The organism is Aeromonas sp. QDB23 (assembly GCF_027707745.1).
Lineage (GTDB): Bacteria > Pseudomonadota > Gammaproteobacteria > Enterobacterales > Aeromonadaceae > Aeromonas > Aeromonas allosaccharophila.
This window is the reverse complement of record NZ_JAPCJA010000018.1, coordinates 48,060-68,450: the sequence shown is the minus strand read 5'-3', so window position 1 is coordinate 68,450 and position 20,391 is coordinate 48,060. Positions and strand designations below refer to the sequence as shown.

At 60.4% G+C, this 20,391-nt stretch carries 20 protein-coding genes; 16 read left to right on the top strand and 4 right to left on the bottom strand.

Annotation, left to right across the window (positions count from 1 at the left end; genetic code table 11):
- Positions 1–85: 85 nt before the first annotated feature.
- Together PG888_RS10215 and PG888_RS10210 are read right to left on the bottom strand one after the other, a co-directional pair.
- A complete protein-coding gene (locus PG888_RS10215; protein ID WP_112781804.1) occupies positions 86–1,312 on the bottom strand; it encodes a winged helix-turn-helix domain-containing protein in 1,227 nt (408 codons plus the stop codon).
- A gap of 107 nt (positions 1,313–1,419) precedes the next feature.
- Positions 1,420–2,013, bottom strand: a complete 594-nt coding sequence (locus tag PG888_RS10210) for a TetR/AcrR family transcriptional regulator (RefSeq protein ID WP_112781805.1) — start codon at positions 2,011–2,013, stop codon at positions 1,420–1,422.
- A gap of 107 nt (positions 2,014–2,120) precedes the next feature.
- Here PG888_RS10210 and PG888_RS10205 point away from each other — a divergent pair, with 107 nt between their 5' ends.
- From PG888_RS10205 to PG888_RS10195, 3 genes are all read left to right on the top strand, one after another.
- A complete protein-coding gene (locus tag PG888_RS10205) occupies positions 2,121–3,035 on the top strand; it encodes an ABC transporter six-transmembrane domain-containing protein (protein ID WP_112781806.1) in 915 nt (304 codons plus the stop codon).
- Positions 3,036–3,072: 37 nt separating this feature from the next.
- Positions 3,073–4,464, top strand: a complete 1,392-nt coding sequence (locus PG888_RS10200) for an NAD(P)/FAD-dependent oxidoreductase (RefSeq protein ID WP_182938041.1) — start codon at positions 3,073–3,075, stop codon at positions 4,462–4,464.
- 205 nt (positions 4,465–4,669) lie between these two features.
- The gene (locus PG888_RS10195) at positions 4,670–6,025 is read left to right on the top strand and encodes an NAD(P)/FAD-dependent oxidoreductase (protein WP_182938042.1); all 1,356 of its coding nucleotides are present in this window, start codon (positions 4,670–4,672) and stop codon (positions 6,023–6,025) included.
- Between the two features lie 62 nt (positions 6,026–6,087).
- On the opposite strand, the gene PG888_RS10190 is transcribed toward PG888_RS10195, so the two are convergent.
- Positions 6,088–6,735 carry a class I SAM-dependent methyltransferase gene (locus PG888_RS10190; protein WP_197927442.1) on the bottom strand — a complete coding sequence of 216 codons (648 nt, stop codon included), beginning with the start codon at positions 6,733–6,735 and terminating at the stop codon, positions 6,088–6,090.
- Positions 6,736–6,879: 144 nt separating this feature from the next.
- Between PG888_RS10190 and PG888_RS10185 the strand changes: the two genes are divergently transcribed.
- The 7 genes from PG888_RS10185 (at position 6,880) to PG888_RS10155 (ending at position 13,478) form a co-directional block, all read left to right on the top strand.
- On the top strand, positions 6,880–7,539 hold the full coding sequence (locus PG888_RS10185) for a thermostable hemolysin (RefSeq protein ID WP_270693346.1): 660 nt from the start codon (positions 6,880–6,882) through the stop codon (positions 7,537–7,539).
- Positions 7,536–9,032, top strand: coding sequence for an AMP-dependent synthetase/ligase (locus PG888_RS10180; protein WP_270693345.1), 1,497 nt, complete (start codon positions 7,536–7,538; stop codon positions 9,030–9,032). Before PG888_RS10185 ends, PG888_RS10180 begins: the two co-directional genes overlap by 4 nt.
- Positions 9,029–9,682, top strand: coding sequence for a TenA family transcriptional regulator (locus PG888_RS10175; protein ID WP_139409896.1), 654 nt, complete (start codon positions 9,029–9,031; stop codon positions 9,680–9,682). The genes PG888_RS10180 and PG888_RS10175 overlap by 4 nt, the downstream gene beginning before the upstream one ends.
- A 42-nt stretch (positions 9,683–9,724) precedes the next feature.
- Positions 9,725–10,594, top strand: coding sequence for an SDR family oxidoreductase (locus PG888_RS10170; RefSeq protein ID WP_058054247.1), 870 nt, complete (start codon positions 9,725–9,727; stop codon positions 10,592–10,594).
- A 1-nt stretch (position 10,595) separates the two neighbouring features.
- Positions 10,596–11,228, top strand: a complete 633-nt coding sequence (locus PG888_RS10165; protein WP_410487629.1) for a tetratricopeptide repeat protein — start codon at positions 10,596–10,598, stop codon at positions 11,226–11,228.
- Between the two features lie 130 nt (positions 11,229–11,358).
- On the top strand, positions 11,359–12,045 hold the full coding sequence (locus tag PG888_RS10160; RefSeq protein ID WP_058053600.1) for a response regulator: 687 nt from the start codon (positions 11,359–11,361) through the stop codon (positions 12,043–12,045).
- Complete coding sequence (locus tag PG888_RS10155; RefSeq protein ID WP_270693344.1) at positions 12,042–13,478, top strand: ATP-binding protein; 1,437 nt, start codon at positions 12,042–12,044, stop codon at positions 13,476–13,478. Before PG888_RS10160 ends, PG888_RS10155 begins: the two co-directional genes overlap by 4 nt.
- Positions 13,479–13,516: 38 nt before the next feature.
- Here PG888_RS10155 and rloA3 read toward each other — a convergent pair whose 3' ends face one another.
- Positions 13,517–14,011, bottom strand: coding sequence for a retropepsin-like aspartic peptidase RloA3 (rloA3, locus tag PG888_RS10150; protein ID WP_270693343.1), 495 nt, complete (start codon positions 14,009–14,011; stop codon positions 13,517–13,519).
- Between the two features lie 381 nt (positions 14,012–14,392).
- On the opposite strand from rloA3, the gene PG888_RS10145 reads away from it, so the two are divergent.
- From PG888_RS10145 to PG888_RS10120, 6 genes are all read left to right on the top strand, one after another.
- Positions 14,393–15,436, top strand: a complete 1,044-nt coding sequence (locus PG888_RS10145; protein WP_270693342.1) for a GMP reductase — start codon at positions 14,393–14,395, stop codon at positions 15,434–15,436.
- A 304-nt stretch (positions 15,437–15,740) separates the two neighbouring features.
- Entirely contained in the window at positions 15,741–16,949 is a 1,209-nt protein-coding gene (gene earP / locus PG888_RS10140; RefSeq protein WP_270693341.1) for an elongation factor P maturation arginine rhamnosyltransferase EarP, read from the top strand.
- Between the two features lie 45 nt (positions 16,950–16,994).
- Positions 16,995–17,561, top strand: coding sequence for an elongation factor P (efp, locus tag PG888_RS10135; RefSeq protein WP_033137526.1), 567 nt, complete (start codon positions 16,995–16,997; stop codon positions 17,559–17,561).
- Positions 17,562–17,701: 140 nt separating this feature from the next.
- Positions 17,702–18,322 (top strand): DUF2238 domain-containing protein, encoded by a 621-nt coding sequence (locus tag PG888_RS10130; RefSeq protein WP_270693340.1) that lies wholly within the window; start codon positions 17,702–17,704, stop codon positions 18,320–18,322.
- Between the two features lie 109 nt (positions 18,323–18,431).
- A complete protein-coding gene (locus PG888_RS10125) occupies positions 18,432–19,196 on the top strand; it encodes a DUF3530 family protein (RefSeq protein WP_270693339.1) in 765 nt (254 codons plus the stop codon).
- Positions 19,197–19,341: 145 nt separating this feature from the next.
- Positions 19,342–20,298 carry a D-2-hydroxyacid dehydrogenase gene (locus PG888_RS10120; protein ID WP_270693338.1) on the top strand — a complete coding sequence of 319 codons (957 nt, stop codon included), beginning with the start codon at positions 19,342–19,344 and terminating at the stop codon, positions 20,296–20,298.
- Positions 20,299–20,391: the final 93 nt, after the last annotated feature.

Sequence of the window (20,391 nt, the reverse complement as noted above, 5' to 3'; positions counted from 1 at the left end):
TCCCGCCCACCATGTACCCGCTCGTTTCATCTCCCGCTCCCGGACTGTTTATCCCTCTTGCAGCTTAGCCCAGAAGGGATAGAGCTCACTTTGCTGGGGCGCTTTCATGCCACAACGCCAGCAAGTTGGCCGGAATGGCACCATAACGAAGCTGCGGCGTCTGATGCCAGTCAGCCAGCTTTTGCAGGGCTTTCGCCAGATCCTGTGCAAGCGTACGGGTCACTCTCACCCCGGCTTCCAGATAGAGGCTCTTGATCTCGAAGATCCCCTGCTGGCGATGGGCCTTGGCATCCATCCTGCCCACCAGCTTGCCGCGATGGAGCAAAGGCAACACGAAGTAACCGAACTGACGCTTGGGGGCCGGGGTATAGCATTCGATGCGATAGTCGAAGTTGAACAGCTCACTGGCCCGTTTGCGATCCCACACCAGCGGGTCAAACGGCGACAAGGCCGTGGTATGGGTTGCCTTGAGGGTGCCCGCCTGTGCCCTTGCCAGCTCATCGGCCAGCGAGGCGTGCACAAAAGCGCCGTGCTGCCACCCCTCCACTCGTACCGGCAACAGCTCCCCCTCGTCCGCCAGTTGATGGAGCAAGGCGTCATATTTGCCGCGCCGCAGCCGGTAGTAGTCCGCAACCCAGCCAGTTTTGACCAGCCCCAACGCCCGGCAGCTGGCGCGCACCATATCCCGCTGCGCCAGCTCGACGCTTGGCAGGTCCCGCTGGTCGCTCCACTCGGGGATGACCCGCTCGGCGAGATCATAGACCCGCTGAAAGTTGCGCCGCTCCCGCACCATCAGCTGACCTGTGGTAAAGAGCACCTCCAGATGGCGCTTCTCCGGTTTCCAGTCCCACCAGCCATTCCCCTTGCCGGTTGTGCGTTCAAAGTCAGCCGCCCGCACCGGGCCGTGCTGGCGAATGCGTTCGATAAGCTGGCCAATCTCCTGCTGATGGGTAGCGAGCCAGTTGGCTGAAAACTTCCACCCCATGGCGACGGGGTCGAGCATCCGGTGGCGCAGCAGCCGGTAATCCTCGCGGGGCACAAAGCAGGCCTCGTGGGCCCAATATTCGAAGATCTCGCCGTCGGCCAGCAGCTGCTCCAGCCAACGCGGTTCGTACTGGCCAAGGCGGCTAAAGAGCACCAGATAGGGACTGCGAGCCACCACCGAGATGGTATCGATCTGCAGTAGCGCCATGCGGCGGATGGTGGCCAGCAGATCGGCCGGAGTCGCCTTGCTGCGGCGGGGGGCGAGCAGCCCTTGCGCCGCCAGTTGCAGATGACGGGCATCTTGCAGTGACAAATGGGTAATCGACATCAACAACCGCTCCCTGGTATCTGACCATCGCGCGCCCGGCGGATAGCCAACAAAACCAGGGGAGGCCCCAAGCTGGCATGCCTCCCCACCCTTTTTTGCCTGCGCCGCTATGAGTGGGCCGGGGGCAAGACCAGCTGATTCACCACCAGCATGATCTCTTGATAAGTGGCCTCTACCGTCTCGGGGGTCGGCTCCAGAATAAGGTCATCGGCATAGCCGTTGATGAGAGAGGTGATCTGGCGCGCCAGTCGCCGGGCATCGCCCGCCACAAACTCGCCGCTGTCGATCCCCTTTTGCAGGATCTGCTCCAGCACCTCGCGCCACGCCAGAATGATTTTGCGGTAGCTCTCGGCAAACACAGGGTCGCGCAGCGACTCGTTCCAGGCATCCAGATAGATGGCCCAGGAGGCATCCTGACTGGTCGGCAGGTTGTCCCGCACAAAGAGCGGCAACGCTTCGCGGGCTGGCAGCGGCAATAGCCACTCCCGCTGCTCGGTTATCTCCTGATAGGTGAAACGCTCCACGGCACAGAGGCAGAGCTCCTTCCAATCCTTGAAGTAGTGGTAGACGTGGCTGCGCGCCAGACCGGTGCGCTCGGCAATATCACGGGTTGACGATGCCGCCATCCCCTTCTCTCGAAACAGGGCCAGTACGGCCTCGATGATCATCTCTTTGCGCTGTTCTGCTGATGGGCGTGCCATCTGACCTCCTGCGATATCAATCGATCTGCTTGACTTTGAGCAGTCGCTCAAACAAACTTTGAGCACTCGCTCAAACTTAGCGTTTCCGACATCTTAGGAGATAACCCATGACAACACCAACCACTTCGGCAGCCAGTTGCGACGAGCAGGCCACGCCGTTGCCACACTCGGCCGGTCGTTCGCTGGGGGCGATTGCACGGGCCAATCCCCTCAAACTGGCGGGCACCTTCTCGCTGGTGGCCCTCGAAAACATCCTGCTGGTGGTCTATCCCTTGTTCGCCGGCTTTGCCATCGACGCCATCGTCAAGGGCCGGTGGCTGCAGGCTTCAAGCTACGCCCTGATCGTGCTGCTGTTCTGGCTCATCGGCGCCCTGCGCCGGGCGGTCGATACCCGCACCTTTACCCATATCTATGCGGCACTGGCGGTGCCGGTGATCCTGACCCAACGCCAGCAGCAGGAGGGGCAATCTACCATAGTGGCGCGGGTCACTCTGGCGCGGGAGTTTGTCGACTTCTTCGAGAAACATATCCCGATCCTGGCCACCAGCCTGATCTCCATCGTCGGGGCGGCCGTGATGCTGATGGTGATCGAGTTCTGGGTCGGCATCGCTTGCATGGGGGTATTGCTGCTGTTCGGCCTGCTGCTGCCCGGCTTTTCGCGCAAGAACCAGCTGCTGCACGAGCGGCTCAACGATCGGCTGGAACACGAGGTCAAACTGGTCACTCATGCCCAGTCAACCAGCCTCGCCCGCCACTACCGCGCGCTGGCCTGGCTCCGCATCCGGATTTCGGATCGGGAAGCACTCGCCTTTCTGGCGGTCGGTATCAGCGCCGCTCTGCTGTTCCTACTGGCCATCACCATGCTGATGGCCCAGCCCCTGGTCTCAGCAGGCCATGTCTATGCTGTGATGACCTACCTCTGGAACTTTGTCACCAGCCTGGATGAGGGGCCCGGTCTTGCCGATCAGCTGGCCCGGCTGCGAGACATAGGCCGACGGGTCAATACCGCCCAACCCGATTGAATGATTTGACATTTTGTATCTGTAACCGGAGTAGAAGATGAATCCGACCACCCTTTGCCAACGAGCGTTGACCATGTGCATCAGCTGTTTTTTCCTCGCCGCCTGCGGCCCCAAGATGAGCGACTTTGAGCCCAACACCAGCTACTGGTTCAAGGAAAAACCGGCAGAGGAGAGTGCCCCGCTGGCGCAAGACATGAAGGTGGATATCGCCATCATAGGTGGCGGCTACAGCGGCCTCTCCAGCGCCTGGCATCTGGCCAAGGCCAATCCGTCGCTCAAGATCGCCATCTTCGAAGCCAAGCAGGTGGGCAGTGGCGCCTCGGGCCGCAACGGCGGCATGGTGTTGCCGGGCTCCGAGGTGATGGATCTCTATGAAGAGGGGGAAGCGAGCAAGCGCCACTACGACCTCACCGTCGCCAGCATGCGCAAGCTGCAGGCGCTGGTCGCATCAACCGGCGTCGAGGCTGACCTCAAGCTCGATGGCTATGTGGAGGCGATCCTCGATGAGGAGGATATCGCCGAGTACCGCGACTATGTGAAAACCGCCAATCGCCTCGGCATCCCGCTCCAGTACTGGAACGCCGATACCACAGAGGCAAAACTCGGCACCGATCGCTACGTGGGGGCGGTCTACGACCCCAATGGCGGTCAGGTACACGCCATGAAGCTGGTCAATGCCCTGCGCAAGGCGGTGGAGCAGGCGGGCGTCACCATCTACGAGCAGAGCCCGGTAATGGGGATCAAGGAGGGCAAGCAGATCGAACTGAATGTGGCCGACAAGTACAAGGTGACCGCCGACAGCATAGTGCTGGCGACCAACGGCTATACCTCCAAGCTTGGCTACTTCAGCGGCCGGGTCTTTCCGGTGCACGCCCAGAGCGCCGTCACCGAGCCGCTTACCCGGGATCAGCTCAACGCCATTCAGTGGCAGAGCAAGGTGCCCTACTACGACACCCGCAATATCCTGTTCCATCTGGTGTTGACCCCGGATAACCGCATCGTCATCGGCGGCGGCAATGCCGAGTACGTCTTCAACGACGGCCTCAATTACAAGGGCGACCTCGACCGGGTCAGCGCCATGATGATGACCGAGCTGGTGACACTCTATCCGGCCCTCAAGGGGATCAAGTTTGAACAGGTGTGGGACGGGGTACTCGGCATGACCGGCGACAGCACCGAAGCGGTGGGGGTGATGGGGGATCACAAGAACATCTACTACGCCCTCGGCTACAACGGCCACGGCATCAACCTCTCCTTCCTGTTTGGTGACATCGTGGCCAGCCTCTATCAAGGCAAGGATCACCCCTGGTTCAACCACGCGGAGCAGACCCTGCCGATGTGGCTGCCGCCGGAGCCATTCAAGTCAATTGGCGTCAAGTCCACTCTGATGTTCTATCACTGGCAGGATCGCGGCTATCTGGAGCCATAACGCGCTATGTATCTGCCAACCTGCGGTTTGGCCCGCAGCACTGACATCCATTTTCCATGGCTGCCCGACACACTGCGGGGTGATAGAGCGGGCAGCATGGGTTGGCAGCAGCAACCGACGTTTGACAAGAGACGCCAGCATTGCTGGCTGACACTGAATTAGCTAAATCTCGCGCGAATTTTTTTACTATCAATGGAGAGTCAACATGCGTGCATTTCCGGTATTAAAAGGCACTATTTTTTCGCTGATCGCGTTGAGTGGCACACTCGCTACCAACGCCTTCGCCAACGAGGAAAATATCGCCAGGTTTTACGATGACAATCAGAGTTACTGGGCTCAGTTCTTGCCCAACGTAAACGCCAGCCTCAATAAAGATATTGATGTGGATGTCGCCGTCATCGGCGGTGGATATACGGGATTATCTGCCGCATACCATATCAAGAAGTCCAATCCGGCCAGCACTGTGGTTATGTTGGAAGCAAAGCGGGTCGGTAATGGCGCATCTGGCCGTAATGGTGCTCTGGTGTTGGCGCAAACCTATAGCGAAGGCGGCTTTGTGATGGGTGATCACAAAGCGAATCATAAAGAGATTTATGACATTACCGTCAATAGCATGCACCGGATTAAACGGTTGGCCGAATCGACCGGCATTGACCCGGGGTACGTACTCAATGGCCAATCGTTGGGGATTTTTAACCCTGAAAATATGGATGATGCCAAAGAGTATGTGGCTCAGGCCAAAAAACTGGGCATGCCGATTGAATTGTGGGGCAAAGAGAAAGCCGTAAATATGCTCGGCTCACCAGCGCTGATCGGTGCGGTATATGATCCCAATGGCGGCATGGTCAACCCGGGCAAGCTGGTCGCCGCGCTCAAGAAACTGGCGGAAGATGCCGGGGTCGTCATCTATGAAAACAGCCCGGTGCTGGAATATGAAGAAGATGGCAAGCTGATTTCATTGCCAGTCAAGGTCAATGACAAACGCTATGAAGTTACCGCAAAAAATATTGTCGTGGCAGCTAATGCCTATGCCGGGAAGACGCTTGGCTTCAAGCCTGATGATATTGAACCCTCTCACACTCAAGTGGCAGTCACGGCCCCACTGACGGATGCGCAATACAACAGTATTGGCTGGAAAAACAACATCTCATGGTATGACGACCAATATGCCGGAACGGACAGTGATGCCACCTACCACATGGTCATGACCGCTGACCATCGCATTGTTATTGGTGGTGGTAGCGTCGAATACAATGAGGGGGATGACCTGCAGTACCCCGGTGATTTGAAAAAGATTGAAGCTCAAATCTCCAAGCGTATTGGTGAGCTCTATCCATCAATAAAAGGGATAAAAATTGAAAAAACCTGGGACGGGATCATTGCAGAAACCACAACCAAGAATGAAATGATCGGCGTCACCGGTACGAATCAGAATATTTATTATGCCCTTGGATATAACGGCGGACAGGGCGTTAACGTTGCCTTCTTGTTTGGCGAGCTGGTCTCCAAGCTCTACAACAAACAAGATGACAAATTGTTGAGCATCATGCTGGATAAATAACTGATAACGTTAAATGCAGGGCATTTAACTACTTCCTAAAACCATCCATCAGCAGGCACGCCTCAGGGCGTGCCTTTTTGCAATACCGCCACATCGGCGTGGGGGAAGCTGAGCTCGGCCTGCCAGCTGGCGGCCAACACCTGAAACGATGCCTCGGCAAAGAAGACGATGTGGGTCGGGTCGTGGCGATAGCGCCAGTTTTTGAACCGCTCGTCACCGAGCACCCGCTGGGTCTGCAGCACCAGCACGCCGCCGGGTTTGAGGCAAGCCCACAACTGCTCCAGCACGGCGCGTGGCTCGGCAATATGTTCGATCACCTCGGTACTGGTGATGAAGTCGTACTGGTGCGTCAGCAACTCGGGAAAATCGGCATAGAACTTGTCATACCCCGCCATCTGGTAACCCGCCTCGCCCCCCATCGCCACCAGCGCCGGGCCCGGGCCACAACCAAAATCGAGGCCACTGGCAGGGGTTGGCACCCGGCTCAACACCTCGCCAAAGGCCCGCATCAGAAAAGTGCGATAACGGGGATCATCCACCCGGTTGTCGTGACCGTCATAGACCGCCTTCTCCGCCGCCTCATCCAGATGATCCGCCTCGTCCAGCCAGACCAGCTCGCACACGAGGCAGCGATGATAGCGCTTGCCTGCCACCGGCAGGGGATAACTGCGATGGCTGGCGCACAGGGGACAGCAGACGGTGGATGACATGGCGTTTCCTCTTGGGTGCTTCCTGTTGGATAACAGCGGCGCAGATTGCCTGCCCGTCGCGTCGCTGACAACTTTTTTTGCTGCTTAAGGGTTTCTTAAGTTTGGGCTTTTACTCTCAAACCATCGCAAGAGAAGGAGTCACCCATGACCATCGAGATCCAAGCCCCCTACAGGTTGATCCTGGCCGAGTCCCCGCAGCAGGTCATGGCGCTGCAAACCTATATCCAGGCCGCCTATACCCTCGAGTTCAACGCCCGTATCCCCCATTTTCTCCCCTGCCTGCTGGGGCTCTATCGGGCGGACGGGACGCTGGTCGGTGCCTGTGGTCTCAATCATGCCAGTGAGGGACCTCTCTATCTGGAACAGTATCTGGAGCAACCCATCGAGGTCGCCATCAACACCCGCCTCGGGGTCTATCCGGCACGCAACCGCATTATCGAAGTGGGCAATCTGGCCTGCAGCGAACCGGGCAATGCCCGCCTGATGTTTGCGGCCCTGTGTCGTCTGCTGTGTGAAAACGCCCTCGACTACGTGGTCTTTACCGGCACCGCCAAGCTGCGCAACAGCTTTGCCCGTCTGCAACTCAATCCGGTGGAGCTGGCCCCTGCACAGGCCCATCAGGTGGGTGCCGACGCCGATGCCTGGGGTGAGTACTACCGTTGCCAACCCAAAGTGATGGTCGGTGACATCAATCAGGGGCGCGAGGTGCTGGCCCAGAGCAGCCTGCTGCTCAATCTGCTGGCGCCCATGCCAGTGCTTTTTACCGATGCAACCCTGACCTGTGAGAAAAGGTGCGCCCAATGAGCCTGTTCGACGCCATCGCCAAACATGCCCGCGATAATCCGCAATCGCCTGCGCTGCTGAGCAGCCAGCAGCGCCTCGATTATCAGACCCTGTGGCAGCAGATCCAGCGTCTGGCCAGCCAGCTGCAACAGCTCGAGATCAGCCGTCTGGCGCTGCAACTGGACAACGGCCTGCCCTGGGCGCTGCTGGATCTGGCCTGTACCAAAGCAGGGATCGTAGTCATCCCGGTGCCCCACTTCTTCAGTCAGGCCCAGCAGGCCTGGTTGCTGGAGAGCAGCGGTGCCGATGCGCTGGTCGGCCCATATCATCAGGGGTGGCATGCCGCCGAGCCGCTCTCGCTGATCACCGGCGAGCTGCCATTGTGGCGCCATACCCCGACCAATCGACCGGCGCTGCCCAAGGGCACCGCCAAGATCACCTACACCTCCGGCACCACGGGCCAGCCCAAGGGCGTCTGCCTGTCCCTGAGCCAGATGATGGCGGTGAGCCATGCGCTGGCCGAGCGGGTCGCGCCAGCCAAGGTGGAAAAACACCTGACCCTGCTGCCGCTGGCGACCCTGCTTGAGAACATCACCGGCCTCTATGTGCCGCTGCTGACCGGTGCCTGCAGCCGTATTCCGTCCCTCGGTGAGCTCGGTTTCACCGGCTCCAGTTCGCTCAACCCTGCCATGCTGGGAGAAGCCCTGCTGCGCTGGCCGACCCACAGTCTGGTGCTGGTGCCCGAACTGCTGCGTTTGCTGCTGGCACTCTGCACCAGCACACCGACGCTGGCCCAACAGCTCAAAAGCCTGCGCTTTATTGCCGTCGGTGGCGGCAAGGTGGCCCCCGACCTGATCAAACACGCCCGCCAGCTCGGCCTGCCGGTGTATGAGGGGTATGGCCTCTCGGAGTGCGGCTCCGTGGTGGCGCTCAACAGCCCGGATGCTGACAAGCCCGGCAGCGTGGGTCGCCCCCTGCCCCACTGTCAGGTCACCATCGCCAGCGACGGCGAAATTATGGTGAGCGGTAGCGCCATGCTGGGGTATCTCGGTAGCAGCGAACCGGCTCCCGAGCAGATCGCCACTGGCAAACCTTCTGCCATGCAGATCGCCACCGGTGATCTCGGTCATCTGGATGATGAGGGCTACCTCCATATCACCGGGCGCAAGAAGAATGTCCAGATCACCGCCTTTGGCCGCAACTTCTCACCGGAGTGGGTGGAAGCCGAGGCCCAGCTCTGCCCCGCCATCGCCCGCATCGTGGTCTTTGGCGATGGTCAACCCGCCAACGTGGCGCTGATCCAGCCCCTGCCGGGCAAAGAGGCAGATCTGCCACGCCAGATCGCCGGTCTGAACCAGCGGCTGCCCGATTATGCCCGGCTGCACCACTGGTTGCCGGTGGCACTGGATCAACATCCCGGGCTGCTGACCGCCAACGGGCGTCCCCGTCGCAACGAGATTTACCAACACTTTTCCCAACAAATTAGCCAATGCCTTACCGGAGAATCGTCATGAGCTTCTATCAGACTCTGCAACAAGCCACTGCCAGTGAGCGTGAGCATCTGTTCAACGCCCCCATCATCGAAGCCTGCCGCCGTGGCGACATCAGCCGTGATACTTATCTCGCCTTTCTGGCGCAGGCTTACTACCACGTGCGCCACACAGTTCCGCTCCTGATGGCAACCGGCGGCAAGCTGGGTCAGGAGTACGAGTGGGTGCGTGGCGCCCTTGCCGAGTACATCGACGAGGAGTATGGCCATCAGGAGTGGATCCTCAATGACATCCGCGCCTGTGGCGGTGATGCCGAGGCGGTGCGCCACGGCCAGCCCGGGCTGCCCATCGAGCTGATGGTGGCCTTCCTCTACGACCAGATCCAGCGCGGCAACCCCATGGGCTTCTTCGGCATGGTGCAGGTACTGGAAGGCACCAGCGTGGCCATCGCCCTCACCGTCGCCGACCAGCTGAAAAAGGGCCTCGGCCTGCCACCGCAGGCGATGAGCTACCTGAGCTCTCACGGCACCCTGGATCAGGAACACCTCAAGTTCTTTGAATCCCTGATGGATCGGGTCGAAAGTCCGGCGGATCAAGCCGCCATCATTCACTCGACCAAGGTGGTCTACCGCCTCTATGGCGAGATGCTCTACAACCTCACCGCCACACCGTAAGTCGGCAGCGGATCAGCAGACAGCAAAAAGGGAACCCACACCATGAATCTTGAAGGGAAACTCGTGCTGCTCACCGGCGCCAGCGGTGGCATAGGTGAAGAGCTGGCGCAGGAGCTGGCGGCCCAGGGGGCCCACCTGCTGCTGCACGGACGTCGCGGTCCGGCGCTGGATCGGCTGTGCAAGTCACTGCCGCATCCCGAGCGCCATCAGGTGGTGCTCGCCGACCTCGGCTCTGCGCAGGAGCGGGCCAAGCTGTTGCAACACCCGGCGCTGGAGAACGGGCTCGACATCCTGATCAACAACGCCGGCTGCAATCAGTTTGCCTGGTTGGAAGATCAGAGCTTCGAACAGGTGGAGCGCCAGCTGCTGCTCAATATCGAGGCACCGATCCAGCTCACCCGGGTACTGCTGCCCAGATTGCGCAAGCCGGGGATCATCATGAACATGGGTTCGAGCCTGGGCAGCATTGGCTACCCCGGTTACAGCGTTTACTGCGCCAGCAAATTTGCCATGCGCGGCTTTAGCGAGGCGCTGGGACGGGAGCTGGAGGGCAGCGGTATCAAGGTGCTGCACTTCGCCCCCCGCGCTACCCGCACCAAGCTCAACTCCGAGGCCGCCTATGAGATGAATGCGGCGCTCGGCACCCAGACCGACAGCCCGCAGGAGGTGGCCGAAGAGGCCGTCATCGCCCTGTGCAACGAAACCCGCCGCAGCTGGCTCGGCTGGCCGGAAAAACTGTTCGTGCGGCTCAATGCCCTGCTACCCGGCATCGTCGACAAGGCGCTGGCCAGACAGCTGCCAATTATCAAACGTTATGCCCGTCATCTTCAGCCAAGGACGACTGATACCAGCGCCAACAGTGCGCCACAACCAGACTTGTCCCGCCCGATCCCGACCAAGAAGGAGCATTAATATGAACTTTTTCCGTCAATCCGTGACCTCTTGTGCCATCGCCATCCTGCTGGGATCCTCCTCGGTCATGGCTGCGGATGATGCCCTCGCGCCCATCCAGCAGCAGTGGGCGGTCTGCCAGTATCAACAGAGCGGCAAGGCGAAAGAGAGCTGCCTCGAAACCCTGAGCACCCAGGCCGAAGCGGCCAGCGCCAAGGAGCCTTTTCGCGCCGATCTGCTGATCTGGTCTGCCATCGTCAAGAGCACCTGGGCGGGGGCCAAAGGGGGGCTGGGGGCACTGGGTCTGGTGAAAGAGGCCAAGGCCAAGCTGGAGCTGGCGCTCAAGCAGGATCCCAAGGCGCTGGACGGCTCTGCCTACACCAGTCTGGGCTCGCTCTACTATCAGGTGCCCGGCTGGCCGGTCGGCTTTGGCGATGACGAGAAGGCGGAGCAACTGCTCAAGCAGGCGCTGGCCATCAATCCGGATGGCATCGACCCCAACTTCTTCTATGGCGATTTCCTGCTGGATCAGGGTCGCAAGGCAGAGGCCAAAACCTACCTCGACAAGGCGCTGACCGCCCCGGCCCGCCCGGGCCGCGAAGTGGCCGATGAAGGGCGCAGAATGGAGATCCGCGAAAAACTGGCCAAGCTATAAATCCCTGATGGATCAAAGATCTATTTAAACTCTGCCCACCAGCTTGCATACTGGTGGGCAGCGTTGTTTATGCCACGGCAAGCCCTGGCGCTGAGCCACATCGCGACACCCAACAAACAGGGAGAAAAGAATGCGGATCCTGCTGGTAGAAGATGATGTGATGCTGGGGGATGGTATGCAGGATGCACTGCGCCATAGCGGCTACACGGTGGACTGGCTGCAACAGGGATTGCCCGCCCTGACGGCCCTAAAGAGCGACGAGTTCGCCGCCCTGATCCTCGATCTCAACCTGCCCGACATCGATGGCCTCAGCCTGCTGCGCAAGCTGCGCCGGGAGGGCCACCAGCTGCCGGTGCTGATCCTCACCGCCCGCGATGCGCTGGACGATCGGGTGATCGGCCTCGATGCCGGTTCTGACGACTACATGGTCAAGCCCTTCGCCCTGCAGGAACTCAACGCCCGCCTGCGCGCCCTGGTTCGCCGCAGCAAGGGGCAGGCCCAAGCGGTGCTGGAGTATGGCGATATCCTCATCTATCCCGAATCCCAGCAGGTCACCTATCAGGGGGAGGCGGTCAAACTCACCCCCCATGAATACAAGCTGCTGCAGGAGCTGATCAGCCAGAGCGGCCGGGTGCTGAGCAAGGATCAGCTGCAACAGAGCCTCTACGGCTGGGACGAGGGGGCCGAGAGCAACGCGGTAGAGGTGCATATCCACCATCTGCGCAAGAAGTTCTACAGCGACCTCATCCGCAATATTCGCGGGGTCGGCTACATCATTCCCCAGCTCGAACAGCCAAGCCGGACACCCGCACGATGAAACGTCCCCGCTCCATCCGCCGCTTTCTGCTCACCGGTATCCTGACGATGGTGAGCCTGAGTCTCACCATCAGCGCCTTTATTGGCTACATGGAGGCGAGTCACGAGATGGAGGAGCTGTTTGATGCCCGCCTCGCCCAGTCGGCCCGCATCACCAACCAGCTGCTGGCCCGCTACATGGCTCAGCAGGGGCAGCTGCCCGCCAATGGCGCCGTCTATCAGGAGTGGGAGGCGCAAAATCCCGATGAGTGGCAAAAAGATCCCGGCCTCAACCTGACCGGCGAGGATCGGGAGATCACCCCCTACGGCCACGAGTTCGAGCGCAATCTCTACTTCCAGCTGCTCGATGAAAAGGGCGGCCTGCTGCTGCGCGCCCCCAGCGCCCCGGAGCAGCCACTGGTCACCCTGGCCATCGGCTTCGACACGGTCGAAAAAGATCGCCACCAGTGGCGCACCTTCACCCTCTACAACCAGCAGGAGCAGACCTGGCTGGTGGTGGCGGAGCGGGATGACGAGCGCAGCGAACTGGCCAGCAAGATGGCCACCCTCACCATGCTGCCGCTGCTGATCACCCTGCCCTTCCTGCTGGCCCTGCTCTGGTGGCTCATCACCCGCGGGCTGGCCCCCCTGCGCCAGCTGGCCCAAGCCATCAGCGAACGCCATCCCGCCAACCTGAGCCCGCTCAGCCTCAAGGTAAGCGCTCAGGAGCTGACCCCGCTCACCAACGAGATCAACCGGTTGATGCTGGCGCTGGCGGAGACCATAGAGCGGGAGAAACAGTTCACCAACGAGGCGGCCCACGAGCTGCGCACCCCGCTGGCGGTGCTGCGCATCCACAGTGAAAATGCCCTTGCAGCCGATGATGACGCCAGCCGCCAACAGTCCCTGCACAAGATGCTGCAGGCCCTCGATCGCAGCGATCGGCTGATCCGCCAACTGTTGACCCAGGCCCGTATTGATAACCAGCAGGGGCTGGTATTAACCGAACTGGAGGTGGGTCACCTGCTGCAAGGCACCCTCGCGACGCTGGCTCCCATTGCCCTCAAAAAGGATCAGCAGCTGTCGCTTGAGTGTGAATTGCCGCTGCTGGTGATGGGGCAGGCCACCCTGCTCGACTTGCTGTTCAGTAATCTCATCGACAATGCGCTGCGCTACACCCAGCCGGAGGGCGAGATCAAGGTACGGGTTCAGCGGGAGGGCAACCGGGTGAGGGTGGATGTGAGCGACAACGGCCCCGGCATTCCCGCCAGCGCCTTGCCCCGGCTGTGTGAACGCTTCTTTCGGGTCAATCCCCAGCAGGGGGATGGCGTCGGCCTCGGCATGGCCATCGTCTCGCGCATCGCCCAGCTGCACGGCGCCGATCTCGATGTCCACAACCGGCCGGAAGGGGGGCTGGAGGTGAGCGTTTTACTCCCGCTGCCGCCGGCAAGATAAGCGATAAGCAAACAGCCCGCGATGCGGGCTGTTTGCTTTCAATGACAAGCTGGCTGTACGGTAAAGGTTCGACTGGAGTCCACCGGGCCCAGCTCGGCCAGCAGGCGGCGGCCCAGCAGCACCGGATAGATCATCTTGCTGCGATCCCGCAGGGTGAACCACTCCTCATACACCTTGTCCCCCAGACAGATGGACATGGTCACCGTGGGCCGCTGCTCCATGCCGCCAGCCCCGCGCACCGTCACGCTGCGCTCGACCCGCCGCTCGAACTGCTGTTTGACCAGTTTGCCGCTGTCGGCATCGGTCACCACCAGCATGAAGCGCACCCATGGCTTGCCATCCCGTTTGAATCTGGTGATGGAGCGAGCATCGAGGGAAGAGGTGAGTGCGCCGGTGTCGAGTTTCATCTTCACCGCCACGCCGGTGGGCAAAATAAGTCCCTTCTCAATCCAGCCATAGCTGGTCGGGGTCTCTGCCAGTGCATTGCCACACAGTGCCACCATCAGGGTCATTCCCACCATCATCTTGCCCATTTTACGGTCCTGCCTTGTCAATCCTGCGCCCAGATCTACCACAGTCGCCTCGGGGGTCAATCCGATTTATTTCAGTGAGTTGGATAATGCCGGGCGGATCAGGAGAGAGGCGACAAAGAGTGGCAAGACGGCGGTCCAAGCGGGCGGGAATATCGACGGGGAGCAAGGCACCGAGCGGTGCTGGATGAAACTGGTGGTTAACCTCAGGTTGTGACGCCAAAGGCTACCACAACAGTGAGTGAATTATCAGTCTTGTTCTGGAGGGATTTTTGCCTACACTGTTGTAAACCGGAGGGCCTGAAAACCACCGGTTTTTTTGCGCCTGCCGAAAATTTGCCACTGCAAAAGTGACTTTCAACAAGGCTCAATAAGGAATTTGTAATGCGTATCGAAGAAGACTTGAAGCTCGGTTTCAAGGATGTCCTGTTCCGCCCCAAGCGCTCTACTCTCAAGAGCCGTTCCCAAGTCAGCCTGACCCGTCAGTTCACCTTCAAGCACACCCAGACTCAATGGCAAGGCGTTCCCGTTATCGCCGCCAACATGGATACCGTCGGCAGCTTCGCCATGGCCAGAACCCTGGCTGGCTTCGAGATGATGACCGCAGTCCACAAACACTACAGCCTTGAGCAGTGGCAAACCTTCGTCAACGAAACCGATCCGGCCCTGCTGGGCCATGTGATGGTATCGACCGGCACCTCGCCCGAGGACTTCACCAAGACCCGCCAGATCCTCGCCATGTCCGAAGCACTGCGCTTCATCTGCGTTGACGTGGCCAACGGCTACTCCGAGCACTTCGTCGAGTTCGTGCGCAAAATCCGTGACGCCTGCCCCAACCACGTCATTCTGGCGGGCAACGTGGTGACCGGCGAGATGGTGGAAGAGCTGATCCTCTCCGGCGCCGACATCGTCAAGGTCGGCATCGGCCCGGGCTCGGTCTGCACCACTCGCGTCAAGACCGGTGTGGGCTATCCGCAGCTCTCAGCCATCATCGAGTGTGCCGATGCGGCCCACGGTCTCGGTGGCCAGATCGTCGGTGACGGCGGCTGCACCTGCCCGGGTGACGTCGCCAAAGCGTTCGGCGGCGGCGCCGACTTCGTGATGCTGGGCGGCATGCTGGCAGCTCACGAGGAGTGCGGTGGCGAGATCGTTGATGTGAACGGCGAGCCCTTCATGAAGTTCTACGGCATGAGCTCCTCCAGCGCCATGGACAAGCACGCCGGTGGCGTTGCCGAGTATCGCGCTTCCGAAGGCAAGATGGTGCTGCTGCCCTATCGCGGCCCGGTCGAGAACGCGGTGCGCGACATTCTGGGCGGGGTGCGCTCCACCTGTACCTACGTCGGTGCCAGCCAGCTGAAAGAGCTGACCAAGCGCACCACCTTTATCCGGGTACGTGAGCAAGAGAACAACGTCTACGGCAAGGAGTAAACCTGGTTTATCTGCTTTGCCGCCAGCTTAAAGAGCTCAACAAAGCACACACCACCTTTATCCGGGTACGTGAGCAAGAAAACAACGTCTACGGCAAGGAGTAAACTTGGTTGATCTGCTTTACCGCCAGCTTAAAGAGCTCAACAAAGCACACACCACCTTTATCCGGGGGCGCGAGCAAGAGAACAACGTCTACGGCAAGGAGTAACCTGCCACAGACCGCCGTCACACGCTGACGGTTAGAAGCCAGCCAACCGGTGTGCTACCCTGCGCACCGGTTTTTTTTCATCTGGAACCCCGAGACATGACCAGCCCTCTGCCCCCGTTTGACTGGGATATCTTCTGTTGCGTCGTCGACAACTTCGGTGACATCGGCGTCACCTGGCGGCTCGCTCGCCAGCTGAAGCGGGAGGGGAAGATCCCCACCCACGGCAATGAGGTTCAGGTGCGGCTCTGGGTGGACGATCTGGCCAGTTTTGCCCGCATCTGTCCGGGACTGGATCCGGCGCAAGATGGCCAGTGGGTCGAGGGCATCTATATCCAGCACTGGCACGAGATCCTGCCTGCCGATGCCACACCGGCCACCGTGGTGATCGAGGCCTTTGCCTGCGAGCTGCCAGCCCCCTTCATTGAACGAATGGCCGAGCAGATGGCGAGCCAACCCAAGCCATCCTGCTGGATCAATCTGGAGTACCTCTCGGCGGAGAGCTGGGTCGAGGATTGCCACGCCCTCGCCTCGCCCCAGCGAGTGGGCAACCAGATCCTCAACAAATACTTCTTCTTTCCGGGTTTTACCGCCAAAACTGGCGGTCTCCTGTGCGAGCACGACCTCATCGCCGAGCGGGAGCAGTGGCAGCAGGATAAGGCAGGCCTTGCCGCCTACTGGGCCAGCCTCGGTTTGTCGCCAAAACAAGAGCACGAGCTGCGGGTCAGCCTCTTTACCTACGAAAGCGATGCGCTGGTAACTCTGGTCGAGAGCTGGTGCCAGAGCGCTACACCGATCACCCTGCTGCTGCCGCTGGGGCGCTCGCTGCAGGATGTGTTGCGCGGCGCAGGCCTTGAAGGCACCATCACCACCGCCAAGGCGGGGGATCTGCTCCACTCGGGCAACCTCACCATCAAGTTGCTGCCGATGACCGATCAGGCTGGCTACGATCGGCTGCTGTGGAGCTGCGATCTCAATCTGGTGCGCGGGGAGGACTCCTTCGTGCGGGCCCAGTGGGCAGCCCGACCTTTCCTCTGGCACATCTACCAGCAGGAGGAGGAAGCCCATCTGGTCAAGCTGGAGCAGTTCCTCGACCACTATCTTGCTGATCTGCCCGCCGAATGTGCTCAATGGCTGCGCCGGTTCAATCTGGCCCTCAATCGTGGCGAAGATTGCCGCGAACTTTGGGCCCAATGGTCCCGATATAGCGCCATTTGGCAGCAACATGGGCGAAGCTGGTCACAGAAGTTGCTCCGGGATGGGGATCTCGTCACGCGGTTGGTGAAATTTTTAGAAAGCCGTATATAATCTGGCAGTTTTTATCCGTCCGTTTCACGAACAGGAATTTTTTACATGAAAACCGCACAGGAAATCCGCGCTGGTAACGTAGTCATGATCGGCACCGAGCCGATGGTGGTTCAGAAGGCTGAATTCAACAAATCCGGCCGTAACTCCGCCGTGGTCAAAATGAAGCTGAAGGGCCTGCTGAACGGCAGCGCGACCGAGACCGTCTTCAAGGCCGACGACAAGCTGGACGTAGTTCAGCTGGAACGTAAAGAGTGCACCTACTCCTACTTCTCCGATCCCCTGTATGTCTTTATGGACACCGAGTACAACCAGTACGACGTAGAGAAAGACAACCTGGGTGACGTGCTGAACTACCTGGTAGACGGCATGGAAGACATCTGCGAAGTGACTTTCTACAACGAGAAAGCCATCTCCGTAGAACTGCCGACCACTATCGTGCGCGAAGTTGAGTACACCGAGCCGGCTGCCCGTGGCGACACCTCTGGTAAAGTGACCAAGCCTGCCCGTCTGAAAGGCACTACCTACGAGCTGGCTGTTGCCGCCTTCGTAGAGATCGGTGACAAGATCGAAATCGACAGCCGCACCGGCGAATTCAAGCGTCGCGTCAACTAATTGACCGCAATGCGTTGAATGAAGAAAGCGAGCCACCGGCTCGCTTTTTTTATGATGGGTTATCCCGGCAGCTGTATTCTGTACATCAACATGGCTAAATGGTGCCATGCATGCCAACTCTTGCCCGAGTGATACCCCATATGACATTGACCACCAAAATCCTCTTGCTGCTGGCCACCTTGCTCCTGCTGGCGCTCTCGGGCTGGCAGCCTTATGACAGGGCAACCTGGCTGATGGAGGTCGCGCCGGTGATCATCATCATCCCATTGCTGCTGCTGACCCATCGCTCATTTCCCCTCACCAGCCTGCTCTATCTCTGCATCTTCCTCCATGCCATGGTCTTGATGCTGGGAGGCGCCTATACCTATGCCCGCGTGCCACTCGGTTTCGAGCTGCAACAGTGGTTGGAACTTGGCCGCAACCCTTATGACAAGATTGGTCACTTCTTTCAGGGGTTTGTGCCCGCCCTGGCCTGTCGGGAGATCCTGCTGCGCGGCGGATATGTACAAGGAGGCCGCATGCTGGCGTTTCTGGTGGTCTGCGTGGTGCTCGCCATCAGCGCCACCTATGAATTTATCGAGTGGGGAGCGGCACTGGCGCTGGGTCAGGGAGCCGACGAGTTTCTCGGCACCCAGGGAGACCCCTGGGATACCCAATCCGATATGTTCTTCGCCCTGATCGGCGCCGTGGCCGCCCAGTTGTTGCTCTCGCGCCTGCACGACAGGCAGCTGACCGCTCTCTCTTCACTCCGACACCGATAGGGCAGCACGCAACCTCCCCCGAACGGCACGAGGCTCCCCCTGCCGGGGGAACCTCCTCTCAAGAAAACCCCGCTGCCGCCGCTAACCCAGATAACCGGGGGAGCACACTATGGCCAGATTATCCTTATCACTGCTGTTATTGACCTTGCTGGCTGGCCATGGGGCAGAGGCGAGCGAGGTCACGCCCCCCGTGGCCGAGCCACTGCCCCTCGACTACTGGCAAGCCGGCGACTGGAAAGGGCTGCCCGATGCCACCCGGATCGACAAGCAGACGGTATTGTTCGCCAAACACGACAGTGAAAACTATCTGGGACTGGCCATTTTGCTGCCCGACTGGCAGCACAGCGGCCAGCTGTGGCAACTGACCCGCGCCCTCGGCCAGCTGGGCTTTGATACCCTGCTGCTACTGCCCTCCCCCCAGCAGACCGAACTCGATCCTGCCGCCGAGAAAAAAGCGAAAAACAGCGATGAATTTCGCAAGCAGTTTGCCGAACGGATCAGCAAGCTGGCCGATGCCAAGCTGCAGGAAGGCGGCTTCAAGCTGATCCTGGCGCAAGGTACCGGCGCCGCCTGGACTGCCAACCTCATCGCCAGCGAACAGTTGCCCGCCCCCGATGCGCTGGTGCTGCTCGACGGCTTCTTCCCCAACCAGCAGAGCAACCAGACCCTGGCCAAACAGGTGGCTCAGGCGGCCATCCCCACCCTGGATCTCTATCAGGAGGATGGCGGCCGCTGGCCCCTGCAGGCCGCCGAGGCCCGCAAAAGCGAGAGCCGCCGCAGCCACAAGCTCAACTATCGCCCCTACGCCCTGATGGAACTGGAGGAGACCCCCACCCGCATTCAGGGCTGGCTCAACCATCTGGGCTGGCTCTAAACCGGCCGCCACCGTGGCGCAACAAAGCGCGCGCCAGCTCACATCTGCCGGATAAAGCGCCGCTCTGGCACAGCGGCGAGCTGGCCCTGACTGCATCCTGTTTGGCATCATGGCTCCTCGAACCTGAACAATGGCAGGAAGGTCCATGCAGCAAATCGTATTTCTCGACAGCGATACCCTGGATGCGGGCATCACCCTGCATCACCCCGACTTCCCCCATCACTGGCAGAGCTATCCGCGTACCGCCCCGGAACAGGTGGTGGAGCGGCTCAAAGATGCCCGCATCGCCATCATCAACAAGGTGCGGATCGGCGCCGCCGAGCTGGCCCAGCTGCCGGAGCTCAAACTCATTGCGCTGGCCGCCACCGGCAGCGACAACGTGGATCTGGAGGCGTGCCGCGCCGCCAACGTCGGGGTGTGCAACATCCGCAACTACTCGGGCCCCTCGGTGCCGGAGCACGCCATGGCGCTGATGCTGGCCCTGTCGCGCAACCTTTTCTGCTGGCGCCAGTCGCTGCTGGAGGGGCGCTGGCAACAGAGTGGCCAGTTCTGCTTCTTCGACCACAACATCATGGATCTGCATGGCAAGCAGCTCGGCATCATCGGCAAGGGGACGCTCGGTCAGGCGCTCGGCGAGCGGGCCAAAGGGATGGGGATGACGGTGCGCTACGCCCAGAGTCAGGTCGGCACCAGCCACGACGAGGATCGGTTGCCCCTCGACGAGTTGCTGCAAAGTTCGGACGTCATCAGCCTGCACTGCCCGCTTACCCCCTACACCCGCAACCTGATTGGCGAGCGGGAGCTGGATCTGATGAAACCGGGCGCCCTGCTGATCAACGTCGGCCGGGGCGGGCTGGTGGATGAGGAGGCGCTGCTGCAAGCGCTGGCCAACGGTCGGCTCGGCGGCGCCGGTTTCGATGTGGCGAGCGTCGAGCCGCCGCCCCCCGACCATCCCTTGATGAAGGCGCTGCAATACCCCCACTTCATTCTGACCCCTCATGTGGCGTGGGCCAGTGAGGAGTCGATGCAGCGTCTCGCCGATCAGCTGATCGACAACATCAACGCCTTTGCCGCCGGTCGCCGCCAGCACCGGCTGGTGTGACCGCGCGATCGGGTAACCGCAAAATCGAGTGACCACACCATGCAAAACGGGGCCAACAGGCCCCGCTTTGCATCTTCCACATTCACTGCGCAC

Bases quoted from the DNA above. Each gene is read 5' to 3' on its own strand.
- PG888_RS10180 (WP_270693345.1), top strand. From the start codon at position 7,536: ATGAGCCTGTTCGACGCCATCGCCAAACATGCCCGCGATAATCCGCAA.
- PG888_RS10210 (WP_112781805.1), bottom strand. From the start codon at position 2,013: ATGGCACGCCCATCAGCAGAACAGCGCAAAGAGATGATCATCGAGGCC.
- PG888_RS10205 (WP_112781806.1), top strand. From the start codon at position 2,121: ATGACAACACCAACCACTTCGGCAGCCAGTTGCGACGAGCAGGCCACG.
- earP (WP_270693341.1), top strand. From the start codon at position 15,741: ATGACCAGCCCTCTGCCCCCGTTTGACTGGGATATCTTCTGTTGCGTC.
- PG888_RS10175 (WP_139409896.1), top strand. From the start codon at position 9,029: ATGAGCTTCTATCAGACTCTGCAACAAGCCACTGCCAGTGAGCGTGAG.
- rloA3 (WP_270693343.1), bottom strand. From the start codon at position 14,011: ATGGGCAAGATGATGGTGGGAATGACCCTGATGGTGGCACTGTGTGGC.
- PG888_RS10215 (WP_112781804.1), bottom strand. From the start codon at position 1,312: ATGTCGATTACCCATTTGTCACTGCAAGATGCCCGTCATCTGCAACTG.
- PG888_RS10195 (WP_182938042.1), top strand. From the start codon at position 4,670: ATGCGTGCATTTCCGGTATTAAAAGGCACTATTTTTTCGCTGATCGCG.
- PG888_RS10130 (WP_270693340.1), top strand. From the start codon at position 17,702: ATGACATTGACCACCAAAATCCTCTTGCTGCTGGCCACCTTGCTCCTG.
- efp (WP_033137526.1), top strand. From the start codon at position 16,995: ATGAAAACCGCACAGGAAATCCGCGCTGGTAACGTAGTCATGATCGGC.
- PG888_RS10170 (WP_058054247.1), top strand. From the start codon at position 9,725: ATGAATCTTGAAGGGAAACTCGTGCTGCTCACCGGCGCCAGCGGTGGC.
- PG888_RS10160 (WP_058053600.1), top strand. From the start codon at position 11,359: ATGCGGATCCTGCTGGTAGAAGATGATGTGATGCTGGGGGATGGTATG.
- PG888_RS10190 (WP_197927442.1), bottom strand. From the start codon at position 6,735: ATGTCATCCACCGTCTGCTGTCCCCTGTGCGCCAGCCATCGCAGTTAT.
- PG888_RS10155 (WP_270693344.1), top strand. From the start codon at position 12,042: ATGAAACGTCCCCGCTCCATCCGCCGCTTTCTGCTCACCGGTATCCTG.
- PG888_RS10185 (WP_270693346.1), top strand. From the start codon at position 6,880: ATGACCATCGAGATCCAAGCCCCCTACAGGTTGATCCTGGCCGAGTCC.
- PG888_RS10165 (WP_410487629.1), top strand. From the start codon at position 10,596: ATGAACTTTTTCCGTCAATCCGTGACCTCTTGTGCCATCGCCATCCTG.
- PG888_RS10200 (WP_182938041.1), top strand. From the start codon at position 3,073: ATGAATCCGACCACCCTTTGCCAACGAGCGTTGACCATGTGCATCAGC.
- PG888_RS10120 (WP_270693338.1), top strand. From the start codon at position 19,342: ATGCAGCAAATCGTATTTCTCGACAGCGATACCCTGGATGCGGGCATC.
- PG888_RS10145 (WP_270693342.1), top strand. From the start codon at position 14,393: ATGCGTATCGAAGAAGACTTGAAGCTCGGTTTCAAGGATGTCCTGTTC.
- PG888_RS10125 (WP_270693339.1), top strand. From the start codon at position 18,432: ATGGCCAGATTATCCTTATCACTGCTGTTATTGACCTTGCTGGCTGGC.